General features: G+C 72.4%; 15 protein-coding genes. 9 read left to right on the top strand and 6 right to left on the bottom strand.

What is annotated here, in order from left to right:
- Positions 1–150: 150 nt before the first annotated feature.
- Positions 151–765, top strand: coding sequence for a phosphatase PAP2 family protein (locus O3597_RS27275; protein ID WP_281604647.1), 615 nt, complete (start codon positions 151–153; stop codon positions 763–765).
- Positions 766–772: 7 nt separating this feature from the next.
- Here the strand turns inward: O3597_RS27275 and O3597_RS27270 are convergent, their stop codons facing one another.
- The 6 genes from O3597_RS27270 to O3597_RS27245 form a co-directional block, all read right to left on the bottom strand.
- Complete coding sequence (locus O3597_RS27270) at positions 773–1,951, bottom strand: MarP family serine protease (protein WP_164448640.1); 1,179 nt, start codon at positions 1,949–1,951, stop codon at positions 773–775.
- 63 nt (positions 1,952–2,014) lie between these two features.
- The gene (locus tag O3597_RS27265; protein ID WP_281604646.1) at positions 2,015–2,719 is read right to left on the bottom strand and encodes a CoA pyrophosphatase; all 705 of its coding nucleotides are present in this window, start codon (positions 2,717–2,719) and stop codon (positions 2,015–2,017) included.
- A gap of 2 nt (positions 2,720–2,721) precedes the next feature.
- The gene (locus O3597_RS27260; protein ID WP_164448641.1) at positions 2,722–3,330 is read right to left on the bottom strand and encodes a TlpA disulfide reductase family protein; all 609 of its coding nucleotides are present in this window, start codon (positions 3,328–3,330) and stop codon (positions 2,722–2,724) included.
- Positions 3,327–4,106, bottom strand: coding sequence for an endonuclease III (gene nth, locus O3597_RS27255; RefSeq protein WP_164448642.1), 780 nt, complete (start codon positions 4,104–4,106; stop codon positions 3,327–3,329). The genes O3597_RS27260 and nth overlap by 4 nt, the downstream gene beginning before the upstream one ends.
- A gap of 55 nt (positions 4,107–4,161) precedes the next feature.
- Complete coding sequence (locus O3597_RS27250) at positions 4,162–5,319, bottom strand: CapA family protein (protein WP_281602822.1); 1,158 nt, start codon at positions 5,317–5,319, stop codon at positions 4,162–4,164.
- A 58-nt stretch (positions 5,320–5,377) separates the two neighbouring features.
- Positions 5,378–6,040 (bottom strand): adenosylcobinamide amidohydrolase, encoded by a 663-nt coding sequence (locus tag O3597_RS27245; RefSeq protein ID WP_164448644.1) that lies wholly within the window; start codon positions 6,038–6,040, stop codon positions 5,378–5,380.
- Positions 6,041–6,260: 220 nt separating this feature from the next.
- Here O3597_RS27245 and O3597_RS27240 point away from each other — a divergent pair, with 220 nt between their 5' ends.
- The 8 genes from O3597_RS27240 to O3597_RS27205 all read left to right on the top strand — a co-directional run bounded on the left by O3597_RS27240 (position 6,261) and on the right by O3597_RS27205 (position 16,332).
- Positions 6,261–6,938, top strand: coding sequence for a Crp/Fnr family transcriptional regulator (locus O3597_RS27240; RefSeq protein WP_013736306.1), 678 nt, complete (start codon positions 6,261–6,263; stop codon positions 6,936–6,938).
- Positions 6,939–7,089: 151 nt separating this feature from the next.
- The gene (locus tag O3597_RS27235) at positions 7,090–7,710 is read left to right on the top strand and encodes a TetR/AcrR family transcriptional regulator (RefSeq protein WP_281602821.1); all 621 of its coding nucleotides are present in this window, start codon (positions 7,090–7,092) and stop codon (positions 7,708–7,710) included.
- A 25-nt stretch (positions 7,711–7,735) separates the two neighbouring features.
- Positions 7,736–8,536, top strand: coding sequence for a TIGR03084 family metal-binding protein (locus O3597_RS27230; RefSeq protein WP_281602820.1), 801 nt, complete (start codon positions 7,736–7,738; stop codon positions 8,534–8,536).
- A 43-nt stretch (positions 8,537–8,579) separates the two neighbouring features.
- Positions 8,580–10,286 (top strand): acyclic terpene utilization AtuA family protein, encoded by a 1,707-nt coding sequence (locus O3597_RS27225; protein WP_281602819.1) that lies wholly within the window; start codon positions 8,580–8,582, stop codon positions 10,284–10,286.
- Complete coding sequence (locus O3597_RS27220; RefSeq protein ID WP_281602818.1) at positions 10,283–11,491, top strand: acyl-CoA dehydrogenase family protein; 1,209 nt, start codon at positions 10,283–10,285, stop codon at positions 11,489–11,491. The genes O3597_RS27225 and O3597_RS27220 overlap by 4 nt, the downstream gene beginning before the upstream one ends.
- Entirely contained in the window at positions 11,488–13,089 is a 1,602-nt protein-coding gene (locus O3597_RS27215) for a carboxyl transferase domain-containing protein (RefSeq protein ID WP_281602817.1), read from the top strand. The genes O3597_RS27220 and O3597_RS27215 overlap by 4 nt, the downstream gene beginning before the upstream one ends.
- A 58-nt stretch (positions 13,090–13,147) precedes the next feature.
- On the top strand, positions 13,148–15,172 hold the full coding sequence (locus O3597_RS27210; protein WP_281602816.1) for a biotin carboxylase N-terminal domain-containing protein: 2,025 nt from the start codon (positions 13,148–13,150) through the stop codon (positions 15,170–15,172).
- Positions 15,169–16,332, top strand: coding sequence for an acyl-CoA dehydrogenase (locus O3597_RS27205; protein WP_281602815.1), 1,164 nt, complete (start codon positions 15,169–15,171; stop codon positions 16,330–16,332). The genes O3597_RS27210 and O3597_RS27205 overlap by 4 nt, the downstream gene beginning before the upstream one ends.
- The last annotated feature ends 71 nt before the right edge of the window (positions 16,333–16,403 follow it).

Genomic DNA, 16,403 nt, shown 5'->3' with positions numbered 1-16,403 from the left:
CGCGCTTTTGCCGGGGATCAGCCCGGCCATCGGGGTACAACCATCGCCGTGGGCACCTTCGAGCGAGTCGATCCGGCCGCACCCGCCGACTCGGACGATCCCGGACGGGACGACCGGCCGGCCGCGCGGTCGGCGCACGCCGTCTCCGGCGTGTTGCTGGTCGCGCCGTTCGCGCTGCTCGCCATGCTGGTGCTGAGTGACTGGCCGCCGCTGCGCCGACTCGACCTGGCGATCACGACTCAGCTGCACGGGTACGCCCTGGATCACCCGGTCTGGGTCCGGGCGATGAGCTTCTGGACCGACCTCTTCGCACCGATGCCCCTGCGGGCCGCGGCGTTGGTCCTGGTGATCTGGCTGGCCCGCGACGGCGCCCGGCGGCTCGCGGTCTGGGCCACCACCACCATGGTGTTCGGTGGTCTGCTCGGCCCCCTGCTGAAACTGCTCGTGGGACGACGGCGACCGGATCTGCCCGACCCGGTGGCGCAGGCACCCGGGCTGGCCTTCCCGTCGGGTCACGCGCTGAACGCGATGCTCGCCGCCGGGATCCTGCTCGTGGTGTTCGTGCCCCGGACCCGGCCCCGTTCCGCGACCCGCGTGGCGGTCTGGCTCGGTGCGCTGACGATCGCCCTGGTGACCGGGTTCAGCCGGGTCGCGCTCGGCGTCCACTGGAGCAGCGACGTGCTGGCCGGGTGGCTGCTCGGTGTGGCGGTGGTCGTCGCCACCGCCACCGGGTTCACCGTCTGGTCCCGGCGCCGGTCGGGCTGACCTTTCGTCAGGTGCAGTCGCCGGTGTCGGTGCCCCGGGTGCGTTCGGCACCGGCCAGCGCCACCGGGCGGGCCTCGGCGGCGGTGACCGCGAACCCGGTGTTCGGGTCGTCGGCCGCCGCCGCGAAGATCACCCCGAGCACCAGGCCGTTCGAGGAGACCAGGGGACCGCCCGAGTTGCCGCTGCGGACAAGCGCCCGGATCGTGTAGATCTCCCGGTTCACGTTCCCCGACGAGTAGATGTCCGGCCCGGTGATCCGGTCGACGTCGCGGATCCGCGCCGACTGGGCGTTGTACGGGCCGTCCAGCGGGAAGCCGAGCACGATCGCGTCCGCCCCGGTGGTGGCGTTCCCGGCGGCGAACCGCATCGACGGGCCGGGCAGTCCGGGTACGTAGAGCACGGCCAGGTCCCGGTCGGGGTCGTAGACGACAACCTCGCCCTCGTACCGGTCCCCGCCCAGTTCCACCGCGACCGAGCGGGTGCCGGCGACCACGTGCGCGTTGGTCATCACCCGGTCGTCGGCGTACACGAAGCCGGACCCCTCGATCCGACGCGAGCAGCTCGGTGCCGACCCGAGCACCTTCACCACCGAGCGCTGGCCGCTGCTCACCACCTCGGAGCCGGCCAGTGCCGGGTCGGGCGGCTCGACCTGCCGGGCCTGGGTACGCCGCAACCCGTCGAAGACGTCCGGGAAGCCGTTGGTGTCGACGGTGTCGCGCAGCGCGGTGGAGAGCTGCTGCGCCTGGTCGGGCAGCACCCGGTCCACCACGTTGAGCAGTGCACTGCTCCGCACGGAGGCGGCGAGCCAGGGCAGCGAGGAGGAGCCGAGCGGCACCGCGACCAGCCAGGCCACCAGCAGCACCGCGAAGAGCGAGACGAACGCGCCACCGATGTCGTCGACGCGCCGTCCCACATCGCTGGCGATGGTACGACGCAGGTGCGAGCCGAGCCAGCCGGCCAGCGCCTGACCAACCACGGCGAGACCGAAGATGGCGACGAGCGAGATCAGCACCCGGGTGCCGCTGTCCACGAACTGCTGGGCGAACATCGGGCCGACCTGCAGGCCGATCAGGGCACCCAGGAAGAACCCGGAGAACGAGAGCACCCCGATGACGAACCCCTGTCGGTATCCGCTGATCGCGAACACGAGCATGAGCAACAGCAGGACGAGATCCACGGCCGACACGGCTCAAGCGTACGGGGCGGGGGCTCGCGCGAAGACGATCGCTTGCGGAAGGTGACGGTCAGATCAGCGCAGGGCGCTCTCGTCGACCTCGTCGGTGCCGGCCGACGGGGCGGGTGACGCACCGATCGGCGGAAGATCGATCACTCGACCGCGCGGCCACGGACGGCTCCAGCCACCCATGTCCAGCAGCGCGGCCAGCACCCCGGCCGTGAACCCCCAGACCAGCATCCCGCGTACGGAGAAGGCGGGACCGACCCAGCCACTGGAGTGGCGTACCCGGACCCGGTTGTCCGGGTCGACCAGCTCGGCGATCGGCAACCGGGCGACGTGCGCCACCTCGGCCGGCTCCCGGGAGTCCACCGGGTGCGGGGCGTGCCACCAGGCGAGCACCGGGGTCACCACGAAGTCGCTCACCGGTATCCACAGCCTCGGCAGTTGGGCCAGCACGGTGACGCTGGTCGGGTCGAGCCCGACCTCCTCGTTCGCCTCGCGCAGCGCGGTGGCGGCGGCGTCGGCGTCCTCCGGGTCGGCCGCGCCGCCGGGAAAGGCCGGTTGACCGGCGTGGTTGCGCAGGGTCGCGGCCCGTTGCAGCACCAGCACGTCCGGGCCGGTGGCGGCGTCCTCGCCGAGCAGCACCAGCACGGCGCTCTCCCGGCCACCCTGCTCCGGCGTACGCAGTTGGGTGAAGTCCTCGGTACGCGCGGTGCCGAGCCGACCGAGCAGCGGTTTCAACCAGCCCGGCGGCTGACGGTCCGCCGGATCGGGCATGTTCACGCCCGCACCGTCAGACCGAGGTGTTGTCCGACGAGTTCGGCGAGGCGGGCGTCGTCCAGCGCGCCGGAGCTGTCGATGTGCCGGACGCCGCCCCGGGCGTCGACGAAAACGGTGAGCGGGACGGCGTTGCGACGCAGTGCCCGCTGCACCGCCTCGCCCTGGTCGACAAGCATCGGGAACCGTACGCCGAAGTCCTCACCGATGGACTGGGCGCCCTCGCGACTGTCCCGGCTGTTCACCCCGATCACCCGCAGCTGCCCGTCGGCGCGTTCGTGGAGTCGCTGGAAGGCGGGGAGTTCCTTGCGGCAGGGCGGGCACCAGGAGGCCCAGATGTTGACCACGGCCGGCCCGCGGATGTTCCGCAGGGCGACCGGCGTGCCACCGGTGAAGCAGGTGAGGGTCAGCTCGGGCAGCGGGTCGCCGGTCGCCTCGTCGTCGCCGGGACCGGCCGGGCCTTCGGTCAGGTCGGCGCAGCCCTCGAACGGGGAGGGACGGGCGGCCACCGTGCCCTGCCCGGCCGGCCGGGGGGCCTCGGGGTCGGTGGTGCACGCGGTGGCGAGCACCAGCAGCAGCGGCAGGGTCAGCAGCGCGAGCCGGCGGTTCACGGTGCCTCCGCCCGCACCGCCTGCGCCGGGACCAGCTCGGGGTCGACGCCCGCGGCGGCCGCGAGGTCACGGGCGCGGGGGCCCTTGAGCAGCTTCGCGGCAGCGGCTGGTTCGGTCGGTCCGGTGCCGTACGAGGGGCAGAGCTTCGCCAGGGTGCAGGCGCCGCAGGCGGGCTTGCGGGCGTGACAGACCCGACGGCCGTGGAAGATGATCCGGTGCGACAGCATGGTCCAGTCGCGCTTCGGGAACATCGCCCCGATCTCGTGCTCGATCTTGACCGGGTCGGTCTCGGTGGTCAGCCCCCAGCGCCGCACCAGCCGCTGAAAGTGCGTGTCGACGGTGATGCCGGGCACGTCGAAGGCGTTGCCGAGGATGACGTTCGCGGTCTTGCGGCCGATGCCGGGCAGGGTGACCAGGTCCGCCAACCGGTTGGGTACCCGGCCGTCGTAGCGCTCGACCAGGGCCTGGCCCAACTGGATCAACGAGGTGGTCTTGTTGCGGTAGAAGCCGGTCGGCTTGATCATCTCCTCCACCTCGCCGCGATCCGCCCCGGCGTAGTCGGCGGCGGTCGGATAGCGGGCGAAGAGTTTCGGAGTGACCTCGTTGACCTTCTTGTCCGTGCACTGGGCCGACAGGATGGTCGCGACGGCCAGTTCCAGCGGGCTGCCGTGGTCGAGTTCGCAGTGCGCGTCGGGGTGTGTCTCGGTCAGCTCACGGCCGATCCGCCGCGCGCGACGGGTGCGTCCCAGGTCGGTCTCGGTAGCGCTTCTGGTCACGACGGCCAGCCTACGTCGCCGGTCCGACCGGCTCGAACGCCTGTGCCGCCGGAGATCAGTCCGCGTCGGGTGGACTGATCTTTCCGGAGTCGGTGAACCGAGCGCCGGTCTTCGCGAAGTCCAGCTCGGTGAGGTCTCGGAGCAGCCCCAGACCACGGTCGTCGGGGTCGATGGTGGGCTTGCGGGCGCCGTCCATGTACGTGGAGGTGAAGGACCCGCCGGCCCAGGTACCGTCCGCTTCGAGGGACACCTTGAGCACACCGCCCCAACCGAGTCGGCCGTTGTTGCTCAGCGAGTTGCCGCCGCCGGCGAAGTTGCCCAGGCTGTACGCGATCAGCCGGCCCTTGTAGAACTCCATGCCGCGTAGCACGTGCGGGCCGTGGCCGACGATCAGGTCGGCACCGGCGTCGATCATGGCGCGGGAGAACTTGATCGGGTCGCCCCGGTTCTCGCCGAGGAACATCTCGGTGCCGGGCCGCACCCGCGTCATCTCCGACCCCTCGGCCCCCATGTGCACCTGCACCACGACGATGTCGGCCTGGTCGGCGGCCTTCTTGATCACCTTTTTCGCGGCCGGGATGTCGGTGAGACTGTTCGACCACTGGTACGACGAGAAACCGGCGACGGCGACCTTGACGCCCTTCACCTCGACGACGGTGATCTGGTCGGGCGCGCCGGTGTGCTCCAGCCCGTGCTCCTCCAGCGCCTGCTGGGTGTTCTCGTAGCCCTTCGGCCCGAAGTCGTACCCGTGGTTGTTGGCCTGGTTGAGCAGGTCGAAACCGGCATCGGCGAGATGGGCGGCGTACTCCGGCGGAGCCCGGAACTGGAAGCAGCGGGTGGAGTTGGCACCGCACTTGCCGGTCCCGGTGTCCACCGTCAACGGCTCTTCCAGGTTGCCCATGACCAGGTCGGCGGCGAGCGCCTTCTTCACCGAGTTGAAGAAGCCCTTGCCGTTGTTCGGGGGCAGCCGGTCGGGTGCCATGGCCATCACGATGTCGCCGGTGGCGGAGAGCGAGATCTTCTTGACCTCGGGGGCGGCCGATTCGACGGGTGCCCCCTCGCCGCCGCCCGTGCCGGGCTGCCAGAGCGGGCCCTCGTCGGTGCCGGCGCAGCCGGCGAGGAGCAGGGCGGCGAGCAGCACCCCCAGCACGGCGCGGGTGCGGCGGCGGGGGCGGGGGCGGGGGCGGGGCGTGGCGAGGGCGGCAGCGTACATCGTGCGCGACCCTACCGGGCGGATATCACGGAATCGACCGCCGATCGGGTGGGGAGTTTCAGCCCCGGAGCCGATCCGACCATGGGACGACGGTCTCGCGGCCCACCGCCAGCACGGCGGCGTGCACCGCCCGGGCCAACGGTGCTCCCCAGGTGGAGCGGGGGCCACCGTAGGCGTGGGCCGGCCCGTCCGGCGGGCAGAGCACGGCGACCGCGTCCGTCGGCGTGCCGGTGCCGTTCAGCCCCAGCTCCGCGATCGCCTGCGCCTTGGCCTCGGTGGCCGTGGCGACCACGTTGACAAGCGCCGCGTCGCCGAGTCGCGCCGGAACGCACGCCACGATGTTCACCGTGCCGACCGGCTGAGCCGGTGCCGCCACGGTCGGCGCCGCCGCCGGCACCGGAGTACCCAGCCCGACGGTGGCCCAGACCTGCACGCCGGTGTCGGTCCGCCGCGCCACCTCGGCCACGTCGACCCCGGTCATCAGGCCCACTCCGGGCCCGTCCAGGTCGAACTCCCGGGCCAGCTCGGCCAGGTGGTCGGCGGGGTCGTTCCGGTCGTACGACATGGGCACCGTCGCGTTCAGCACCCACCGCCGTACGCCGATGCCACCGCCCAGCGGTGCGGAGCTGACCGCCAGCAGCGGTCGCCCGGCACGCCAGACGAGCACCGGAATGTCGCGTTCGTCCTCGCGCCGGGTGGTCAGCAGGGGCTCGGGCAGCACGGGGTGACCCTACGTCCGGGTCTCCACCCCGCCGGTCCCGGCCTGACCAGGCGCGGGATTCTAGATGGTGATCACGACGGGCACGTTACGCCCAACGATCAAGATTCCAGGGGTGCGCCTCTGATTCCTGCTCACGTGCGCCTAGACTGGTCGGCGCGCGAGGGATCAGCGGACGGCGGACCCAGGCCGAGCAGACGGCACGCGCAACCGGAGGTGCGCGATGGACGAGGTACTGGCCCGCAGCGGGATCTTCCAGGGTGTCGACCCGGAGGCGGCCGAGGCGCTCGCCAAGGAGATGGAGACGATCGAGGTCCGCAAGGGCGAGGTCGTCTTCAACGAGGGCGAGCCCGGCGACAGTCTCTACATCCTGCTGTCCGGAAAGATCAAGGTCGGCCGCCGGGCAGCGGACGGACGGCAGAACCTGATCGCCGTGATGGGTCCGTCGGACATGGTCGGCGAGCTGTCGCTGTTCGACCCGGGTCCGCGTACGGCGACCGCGACCGCGGTCACCGACAGCCGGCTGGCCCGGTTGCGTAAGCAGGCGCTGCGGCCGTGGCTCAACAACCGACCGGAGATCGCCGAGCAGTTGCTGCGGGTGCTGGCCCGCAGGCTGCGCCGGACCAACGACGCCCTCGCGGATCTGATCTTCACCGACGTGCCCGGCCGGGTGGCCAAGAACCTGCTCCAGATGGCCGGGCGTTTCGGCACCCGCGACGGCGGCGTGCTGCGGGTGACGCACGACCTGACCCAGGAGGAGATCGCTCAGCTCGTCGGCGCCTCCCGGGAGACCGTGAACAAGGCTCTCGCCGATTTCGCCTCGCGCGGCTGGCTCCGCCTGGACGGCAAGAGCATCATCATCCTCGACCCGGAGCGCCTGGCCCGCCGCGCCCGCGTCTGACCTTCCTGAGCCCACATAGCTGGGTGTGCAACTTCAGGGTTGTTGTTGCCTGCCGCGCGCCGGATGCAACAGCAGCCCTGAAGTTGCGCTATCGACGGCTCCCGAAAAAGTCAGTCTTGACTGTTTGTTTTTAGGGCGGCAGGCTGTCCGCATGCCTGCCGCATCGACTCGCGTTCCGCAGCAGGAACGCAGTCGCGCCACTCGGGCCCGGTTGTTGGAGGCGACCGTCGACTGCCTGGTGGAGCACGGCTGGTCCGGCACCACCACCACCGTGGTGGCCGCTCGGGCCGGCGTCTCCCGGGGTGCCCAACTGCACCACTACCCGACCCGGACCGCCCTGGTAACCGCGGCCGTCGGGCACCTCACCGAGCGGCGGGCGGCCGAGTTGCGGGCCGAGGCCGACGCCCTGCCGGCCGACGCCGACCGGCTGGACCGGGTGGTGGACCTGCTCGCCGCCGCCTTCACCGGGCCGCTCTTCGTCGCCGCCCTCGAACTCTGGGTGGCCGCGCGCACCGACGTCGAGCTGCGGACCGCCCTGCTGCCGCTCGAAGCCCGGATCGGTCGGGAGATGCACCGGCTGACCGTCGAACTGCTCGGGGTGGACGAGCGGCGCCCCGGCGTACGCGAGGCGGTGCAGGCCACGCTGGACCTGCTGCGCGGGCTCGGCGTGGCCAACCTGCTCAGCGACGACTCGACCCGCCGCACCGCGCTGCTGCAAGCCTGGAAGACCCAGTTGACCGCGCTGCTCGCCGCCACGGACACCGCTCCCTGACCGCCCCCACCCGCCCGGAGGCACCATGGTCGACCTGACCGCCCTGCTCACGGATCTGGCCACCGAGTCCGAGCAGCTCGACGCGCTCGTCGCGCCGCTGCCGCCGCAGGATTGGCAGCGACCAACTCCGGCGACGGGCTGGACGATCGCCCACCAGATCGCCCACCTGGCCTGGACGGATCACGTGGCCCGGCTCGCCGCGACCGACACCGAGGCCTTCTACGCCTCGGTGACCGCCGCACCGGACCCTGGCCGGCTGGTCGACGACGGCGCGGCGGCGTTCCTCGCCCCGCCCGCCGTCCTGCTCACGCGGTGGCGGGAGGGCCGCTCGGCGCTCGCGGCAGCCCTCGCCGCCGCCCCCGCCGGAGAGAAGCTGCCCTGGTACGGAACCCGCATGTCACCGGCCTCGATGGCGACGGCCCGGATCATGGAGACCTGGGCGCACGGCGAGGACGTGGCCGAGGCGCTCGGCGTCACCCGGCCCGCCACCGACCGGCTGCGGCACATCGCGTACCTCGGCTTCCGTACCGTCGGGCACAGCTTCGCCGCCCACGGTCGGGCGGTGCCCACGGCACCGGTCCGGGTGGAGCTGACGGCACCCGGCGGGGAGAACTGGACCTTCGGCCCGGCGGACGCCGCCGACCGGGTGACCGGTCCGGCGCTCGACTTCTGCCTGCTGGTGACCCGGCGCCGGCACCGCGCCGACACCGCCCTGGTCGCCACCGGGCCGGTCGCCGACGGGTGGTTGGACGTCGCCCAGGCCTTCGCCGGCCCGCCCGGCACCGGCCGCGCTCCCCGCACGACCGCGTCGGGAGCGCAGCCGTGAGCGCGCGGCGTGGCCGCGCGGCGGCGGCCCGGAGGTGCCGCCGATGAGCGGGGTGCTGCGGGTCGGCAACGCCTCCGGTTTCTACGGTGACCGGTTCTCCGCCTGGCAGGAGATGCTCGACGGCGGCGCGCTGGACGTGTTGACCGGTGACTACCTGGCCGAGTTGACCATGCTCATCCTGGGCCGGGACCGGATGCGGGACCCCGACCTGGGCTACGCGAAGACCTTTCTCCGGCAACTGGAGGGCTGTCTCGGCACCGCGATCGACCGGCGGGTCACGCTTGTCACGAACGCCGGTGGACTCAACCCGGCCGGGCTGGCCGCCGCGATCCGCACCCTTGCCGCCCGGCTCGGGCTGCCGGTTCGGATCGGGCACGTCGAGGGTGACGCCCTGGCCCGGCCGGACGCGCTGACCGCGAACGCCTACCTCGGTGCGTTCGGCATCGCGGCCTGCCTCGACGCCGGGGCGGACGTGGTGGTGACCGGCCGGGTCACCGACGCCTCGCTGGTCGTCGGCCCGGCCATCAGCCGGTTCGGCTGGGGGCGCGGCGACCTCGACGCGCTGGCCGGCGCCACCGTCGCCGGACACCTGATCGAATGCGGGGCGCAGGTCACCGGCGGCAACTTCAGCTTCTTCACCGAGCTGCCCGACGGCGGACGCCACCCGGGTTTTCCGGTCGCCGAGCTGCGCGCGAACGGCTCGGCGGTGATCACGAAGCAGCCCGGCACCGGCGGCGCGGTCACCGTCGAGACCGTCACCGCGCAGTTGTTGTACGAGGTGGGCGGGCCGGCGTACCTGGGCCCGGACGTGGTCACCCGGCTCGACTCGGTCCGGCTGGTTCAGGACGGTCCGGACCGGGTGCTCGTCAGCGGTACCCGGGGCACCCCGCCACCGGACACGCTGAAGGTGGGCGTCAACAACCTCGGTGGTTTCCGCAACTCCATGACGTTCGTGCTCTGCGGGCTGGACATCCCGGCCAAGGCGGACCTGGTCCGGGAGCAGTTGACCGAGACGGTCGGCCCGGACGGGTTGGAGTTCACCCTGGCCCGCACCGACCACTCGGATGCCGCCGACACCGAAACGGCCAGCGCGCTGCTGCACGTACATCTGCGCGACGGTGACCGGACGCGGGCCGGACGGGCCTTCTCGGCGGCGGCGGTCGAGTTGGCCCTGGCCTCCTACCCGGGCTGCACCCTCACCACCCTGCCCGGCGACGCCACCCCGTACGGCGTGTTCGCCGCCGACGCCGTGCCGCAGGGGGCGGTCGACCACGTCGCCGTGCTCCCCGACGGCACCCGGATGCCGATCGACCCGCCGCCGGTGACCGGGACGGTCGCCGGCGAGCCGGCGACCGAGGTGACTGGACCGGCGGCGACGGGTCCGACCCGGCGGGGCCCGCTGGGTGAGGTGGTCGGTGCGCGGTCGGGTGACAAGGGCGGCGACGCGAACCTGGGAGTCTGGGCGCGTACCGACTCGACCTGGGCCTGGCTGCGCGGCTGGCTCACGGTGGCGCGGCTGGCGGAGCTGCTGCCGGAGACCGCCCCGTTGACAGTGGAACGGTACGAACTGCCGAACCTGCGCGCCGTCAACTTCGTGATCCGAGGGCTGCTCGGTGCCGGGGTGGCCGCCTCCACCCGATTCGACCCGCAGGCCAAGGCCCTCGGCGAGTTGCTGCGCTCGCGGATCGTCGACCTGCCGGTCGAACCGGCGGCCAGCGTCGCACCGGTCGACCGGGGGGTGCGGCCGTGACGATCGTGGACACTCCCGAGCGGCGTCAACTGCGGGAGCTGACCCGCGCCTTCGTGACCCGGGAGGTGCTGCCGCACCTGGCCGACTGGGAGCGGGCCGGCGAGGTGCCCCGCCAGTTGCACGCGACCGCCGCGAAGATCGGCCTGCTCGGCATCGGCTTCCCCGAGGCGGTCGGCGGCAGCGGCGGTGACCTGCTCGACTCGATCATCGTCACCGAGGAGATCATCCGCTCGGGCGGCTCGTCGGGGCTTGTTGCCGCCCTGTTCACGCACGGCATCGCGCTGCCGCACATGGTCGCCGCGGCCGGCGCCGGGTCCGGCGGCAGACTCCCCAGGCGACCCGACGCCCCCGGAAGCGTCGACCCGACCGGCCGGGAGCACGACCTGATCGACCGGTACGTCCGGCCGACGCTCGCCGGTTCGATGATCGGCGCGCTGGCCATCACCGAGCCAGACGGCGGCTCGGACGTCGCGGGCATCCGCACCCACGCCCGCCTCGACGGCGACCACTACGTGGTCAACGGTGCGAAGACCTACATCACCAGCGGAGTCCGGGCGGACTTCGTGACCACCGCGGTCCGCACCGGCGTGCCGGGCAGCGGGACGCTGAGCCTGCTGGTCATCGACAAGGGAACGCCCGGCTTCACCGTCGGCCGACGGCTGGAGAAGCTCGGCTGGCACTGCTCGGACACAGCCGAACTCTCCTTCGTCGACGTACGCGTGCCGGTGGCGAACCGGATCGGCGAGGAGGACACCGGCTTCCTCGCGATCATGCAGCAGTTCGCGGCCGAGCGCCTCTCCCTGGCCACCCAGGCGTACGCCATCGCGCAGCGCTGTGTCGAGCTGGCCGTCACCTGGTGCCGTGACCGGTCGACCTTCGGCCGGCCGTTGGCGAGCCGGCAGCTGGTCCGGCACCGGCTGGCCGAGATGCACACCCGGGCCGAGGCGGCGCGGGCGTACGTGCACCAGGTGGCCGCCCGGGTGGCCGCGGGCGAGCCGGTGGTGACCGAGGTGGCGATGGCGAAGAACGTGGCGGTCTCGGCCGCCGACCGGGTCGTCGACCAGGCCCTGCAACTGCACGGCGGCTTCGGCTATCTGCGCGACGCCGAGGTGGAGCGGCACTACCGCGACGCCCGGATCCTCGGCATCGGCGGCGGCACCACCGAGATCATGAACGAGATCATCGCGAAGGGAATGGGCCTTTGAGCACACTCGACACCGCGATCGACCCATCCTCGCCGGCCTTCCACGCGAACCGGGACGCGCTGCTGGACAGCCTCGCCGAGCTGGACGCCGCGCTCGACACCGCCCGAGCCGGCGGCGGCGAGAAGTACGTGGCCCGGCACCACAAGCGCGGCAAGCTGCTCCCCCGCGAGCGCATCGAGCTGCTGCTGGACCAGGACAGCCCGTTCCTCGAACTGTCGCCGGTCGCCGCGTACGGCACCGATTTTCCGGTCGGTGCCAGCGTGGTGACCGGGATCGGTGTGGTCGAGGGCGTGGAGTGTCTGGTCGTCGCGAACGATCCGACGGTACGCGGTGGCGCGGTGAACCCGTGGTCGTTGGCGAAGACCCGGCGGGCCGGCGAGATCGCCCTGGCCAACCGGCTGCCGATGGTGAACCTGGTCGAGTCGGCCGGCGCGGACCTGCCCACCCAGGCGGAGATCTTCATTCCGGGTGGCCGGGTGTTCCGCGACCTGACCCGGCTCTCGGCCGAGAAGATCCCCACGGTCAGCGTGGTCTTCGGCAACGCCACCGCCGGTGGCGCGTACGTGCCCGGAATGTCCGACTACACGATCATGATCCGGGACCGTTCGCAGGTCTACCTGGCCGGGCCGCCGCTGGTGAAGATGGCCACCGGTGAGGACGCCGACGACGAGTCGTTGGGCGGCGCGGCCATGCACGCCACGACATCCGGCCTGGCCGACTTCCTCGCCGCCGACGAGCGCGACGGCATCCGGCTGGCCCGGCAGTGCGTACGCCGGCTCAACTGGCGCAAGCGGGGGCTGGCGCCGCGCAACCCGATGCCGCGACCACCGAAGTACGACCCGGAGGAGCTGCTCGGCATCGCCAGCGCCGACCTCAAGGTGCCGTTCGATCCGCGCGAGGTGCTCGCCCGGGTGCTCGACGGCAGCGAGTTCGACGAGTTCAAGCCGGCCTACGGCACCGCGCTGGTCACCGGCTGGGGTGAACTGCACGGGTACCCGGTCGGCGTGCTGGCCAACGCCCGGGGGGTGCTGTTCAGCGAGGAGGCGCAGAAGGCGACGCAGTTCATCCAGCTCGCCAACGCCAGCGACACCCCGCTGATCTTCCTACAGAACACGACCGGCTACATGGTCGGCACCGAGTACGAACAACGCGGCATCATCAAGCACGGCGCCCTGATGATCAATGCGGTGTCGAACTCGACGGTGCCGCATCTGACGGTGAACCTGGGCGCCTCGTACGGCGCGGGCAACTACGGCATGTGTGGCCGGGCGTACGAGCCGAGGTTCCTGTTCACCTGGCCCAACGCCAGGTCGGCGGTGATGGGGCCGGCGCAGTTGGCCGGGGTGCTGTCCATCGTGGCCCGGCAGGCCGCCGCCGCCCGGGGTCGCGAGTTCGACGAGGACTCCGACGCGGCGATGCGGATGATGGTCGAGCAGCAGATCGAGTCCCAGTCCGGCGCGCTGTTCCTCTCCGGTCGGCTCTACGACGACGGGGTGATCGACCCCCGGGACACCCGTACCGTCCTCGGCCTGTGTCTCTCGTCCATCCACAGCGGACCGGTGCAGGGCACCGCCGGCTTCGGCGTCTTCCGGATGTGAGCGCGAGGAACGCAGCGAAGCGGAGTCCCGCAGTCGCGAACGAAAGGAGATACAGCAGGTGATTCGGAAGCTGCTGGTCGCGAACCGGGGGGAGATCGCCCGTCGGGTCTTCGCCACCTGCCGGGCGCTCGGGATCGAGACGGTCGCCGTGCACTCCGACGCGGACGCCGACGCGCCGTTCGTCGCCGAGGCCGACCAGGCGGTCCGGCTGCCCGGTAACGCGCCCGCCGAGACGTACCTGCGCATCGATCTCGTCCTGGATGCGGCCCGCCGGTGCGGTGCGGACGCCGTCCATCCCGGCTACGGCTTCCTCGCCGAGAACGCCGAGTTCGCCACGGCGGTCGCCGACGCGGGCCTGACCTGGGTCGGCCCGCCCGCGAAGGCGATCGCCGCGATGGGCGACAAGCTGGCCGCCAAGGCGCTGCTCGCCGAGGCCGGCGTACCGATGCTGCCCACCTGGACCGACCCGGGGCAGGTGACGGACTTTCCGGTGCTGGTGAAGGCGTCCGCCGGGGGCGGCGGGCGCGGCATGCGGGTGGTCCGCGACGCCGCCGGGCTCACCGAGGCCGTGGCCGGCGCGCGCCGCGAGGCGGCCGCGGCGTTCGGCGACGACACGGTCTTCATCGAGCGGTACGTCGAACGGGGCCGGCACGTCGAGGTGCAGATCTTCGGCGACAGCCTCGGCACCGTGGTCGCCCTGGGCGCGCGGGACTGCTCGATCCAGCGCCGGCACCAGAAGATCGTCGAGGAGGCGCCCGGCGTCCTGGCCGGCGAGGTGCGGGAGCGGCTGCACGAGGCGGCGGTGGCCGCCGGACGGGCGGTCGACTATGTCGGTGCCGGCACGGTCGAGTTCCTGCTCGCGCCAGACGGGGAGATCCACTTCCTGGAGATGAACACCCGCCTCCAGGTGGAGCACCCGGTCACCGAGCTGACCACCGGGCTGGACCTGGTGCGGCTGCAACTGCTGGTCGCCGAGGGCGGGGCGCTGCCGCTGGCCGCGACGCCACCGGCCACCGGACACGCGATCGAGGTACGACTCTGCGCCGAGGATCCCGCGCACGGGTACCGACCGGCGACCGGCACCCTGCACCGGTTCGCCCTACCCGGCGTGGCGGCCGAGTTCGGGCCGCTGGCCACACCGGGCGTGCGCCTGGACTCCGGCGTGGTCGACGGGTCGGCGGTGAGCATCCACTACGACTCGATGCTCGCCAAGGTGATCGCGTGGGCGCCCACCCGCGCGGAGGCGGCCCGGGCCCTGGCCCGCGCGCTGGCCCGCGCCGAACTGCACGGTGTGGCCACCAACCGGGATCTGCTGGTCCGCGTCCTGCGTAGCCCGGAGTTCGCCGCCGTCGACGTCGATACCGGCTTCCTGGACCGGCACCCCGAGGTCTTCGAGCCGATCCTGCCCGCCGCCGAGGTGCCCCTGGTCGCACTGGCCGCCGCGCTGGCGTCGGCCGCCGCTCGCCGGGCTACCGCTCCGGTGCTGGCCGGCCTGCCGTCGGGCTGGCGCAATGTGCCCGCCTTCCCGCAGGTCATCCGGTTCGCCGGCCCGGACGGCGAGGCAATCGAGACCCGCTACCGGCTGGACCGCTCGGGCGGCCTCGCCGAGTGGTCGGTGTCCTCCGCCGACTCCGCCGGCACCGCGACCCCGGAGGGCGGCACCGGCCCGGCAACGCCGGCCGTCGCGCTGGTCGAGGCGTACCCGGAGCGGGTCGTGCTCGATGTCGACGGGGTGCGGCGGACCTACCGCGTACACCGGGTGGGATCGCAGGTCTTCGTGGACGGCCCGGAGGGGGCGATGAGCCTCACCGAGCTGCCGCGTTTCCCGCTGCCCACCGCGGAGCTGGCCGCCGGGTCGCTGGTCGCGCCGCTGCCCGGCACGGTGGCCCGGGTGCACGTCCGGGTCGGTCAGCGGGTGGCCGCCGGTGACCTGCTGCTGACCCTGGAAGCGATGAAGCTGGAACATCCCGTGCTCGCCCCCACCGACGGTCTGGTCGCCGAGCTGCCGGTGCCGGCCGGCGGTCAGGTCGACACCGCCGCCGTGCTGGCCGTGGTCACCCCCGACGAGGAGTCGCCGTCATGAACTTCGACCTCACCTCCGAGCAGGACCAACTCCGCGACGCCGTGCGGGCGTTGGGCCGGCGGTACGGCCACCGGTACTTCGTGGAGAAGGCGAAGGCCGGCGAGCACACCACCGAGCTGTGGCAGGAGGCCGGCGAACTCGGTTATCTCGGCGTCAACATCCCCACCGAGTACGGCGGCGGGGGCGGTGGCATCACCGAGCTGGCCATCGTCTGCGAGGAGCTGGCCGCGGCCGGTTGCCCGCTGCTGCTGCTCGTGGTCTCCCCCGCCATCGCGGCCACCGTCATCAACCGACACGGCACCGAGGAGCAGCGCAAACGCCACCTGCCAGGGCTGGCCGACGGCTCTCAGAAGATCGTCTTTGCGATCACCGAGCCGGAGGCCGGTTCGAACTTCCACCGCCTCGCCACGGTGGCCCGCCGCGACGGTGACGACTGGGTGCTGTCCGGCCGCAAGTGCTACATCTCCGGCGTCGACGAGGCCCAGTTTGTCCTGGTGGTGGCCCGGACCGAGGATTCCTCGACAGGGAAGTTGAAGCCGGCGTTGTTCATCGTGCCGACCGACGCGGCCGGGCTGACCCGGTCCAAGCTGGACATGGAGATCGTGTCGCCGGAGAACCAGTTCCTGCTCTACCTGGACGAGGTGCGGTTGCCCGGCGACGCGCTGGTCGGCGGGTCGCTCGACGCCGGGCTCCCGGCGCTCTTCGCCGGGCTCAACCCGGAGCGCATCACGGTCGCCGCGATGGGCGCCGGCACCGGCCGGTACGCCATCGAACGCGCCTCGGAGTACACCGCGACCCGGAAGGTGTGGGGCGGCCGGACGATCGGCTCCCACCAGGGAGTGGCACATCCCCTCGCGCACGCGGCGGTGCAGGTGGAGCTGGCGCGGCTGATGATCCAGAAGGCGGCGGCGCTCTACGACGCCGGCCGGGACCTGGAGGCGGCCGTCTCCGCCAACATGGCGAAGTACGCGGCCGGCGACGCGGCGGCGCTGGCGGTGGACACCGCCGTGCAGGCGCTCGGCGGCGCCGGCATGACCACCGAGTACGGCGTGGCCACCCTGCTCGGGGCGGTACGGACGGGCCGGATCGCCCCGGTCAGCCGGGAGATGATCCTCAACTTCGTCGCCCAACACGTTCTCGGCCAGGACAAGTCCTACTGACTCGATCATCACGAGATGCGGCAGGTCGCGCGATCATTTCCGGTGGAAGGCGCAACATGCCGCAACCCGCG

Source organism: Verrucosispora sp. WMMA2044, assembly GCF_027497155.1.
GTDB lineage: Bacteria > Actinomycetota > Actinomycetes > Mycobacteriales > Micromonosporaceae > Micromonospora > Micromonospora palythoicola.
The sequence above is the reverse complement of the archived record's forward strand: the minus strand, read 5'-3'. Positions and strand labels throughout refer to the sequence as shown.

Coding starts and splice junctions, on each gene's coding strand:
- O3597_RS27225 (WP_281602819.1), top strand. CDS start 8,580: ATGAGCGGGGTGCTGCGGGTCGGCAACGCCTCCGGTTTCTACGGTGAC.
- O3597_RS27205 (WP_281602815.1), top strand. CDS start 15,169: ATGAACTTCGACCTCACCTCCGAGCAGGACCAACTCCGCGACGCCGTG.
- O3597_RS27240 (WP_013736306.1), top strand. CDS start 6,261: ATGGACGAGGTACTGGCCCGCAGCGGGATCTTCCAGGGTGTCGACCCG.
- O3597_RS27250 (WP_281602822.1), bottom strand. CDS start 5,319: ATGTACGCTGCCGCCCTCGCCACGCCCCGCCCCCGCCCCCGCCCCCGC.
- O3597_RS27235 (WP_281602821.1), top strand. CDS start 7,090: ATGCCTGCCGCATCGACTCGCGTTCCGCAGCAGGAACGCAGTCGCGCC.
- O3597_RS27265 (WP_281604646.1), bottom strand. CDS start 2,719: ATGCCCGATCCGGCGGACCGTCAGCCGCCGGGCTGGTTGAAACCGCTG.
- O3597_RS27230 (WP_281602820.1), top strand. CDS start 7,736: ATGGTCGACCTGACCGCCCTGCTCACGGATCTGGCCACCGAGTCCGAG.